The 257-nt window shown below is 58.4% G+C and carries 1 pseudogene; it reads right to left on the reverse strand.

The window, feature by feature from the left end:
* Nucleotides 1-235: pseudogene (locus tag MTCD1_RS23735) on the reverse strand (F0F1 ATP synthase subunit alpha); the annotation flags it as partial.
* Between the last annotated feature and the right edge of the window lie 22 nt (nt 236-257).

Raw genomic sequence — 257 nt, forward strand, 5'->3', positions numbered from 1 at the left:
CCTCAACACCTTTGATCTCGCCGAGACCATCAACTGGGTTACCCATCGCGTCCACGACGCGACCGAGATATCCCTCGCCAACCGGCACAGACAGCACTTCCCCAGTGCCACGAACAGTCGATCCCTCATCAATACCGTCGGAATCGCCGAGCACGACCACACCGATTTGCCGCTCTTCTAAGTTAAGGGCAATGCCCATCGTTCCATTCTCGAAGCACAGCAACTCGTTGGCCATGGCCGAGGGAAGCCCCTCGACG

This window comes from Colwellia marinimaniae (genome assembly GCF_002207865.1).
GTDB classification, from domain to species: domain Bacteria; phylum Pseudomonadota; class Gammaproteobacteria; order Enterobacterales; family Alteromonadaceae; genus Colwellia; species Colwellia marinimaniae.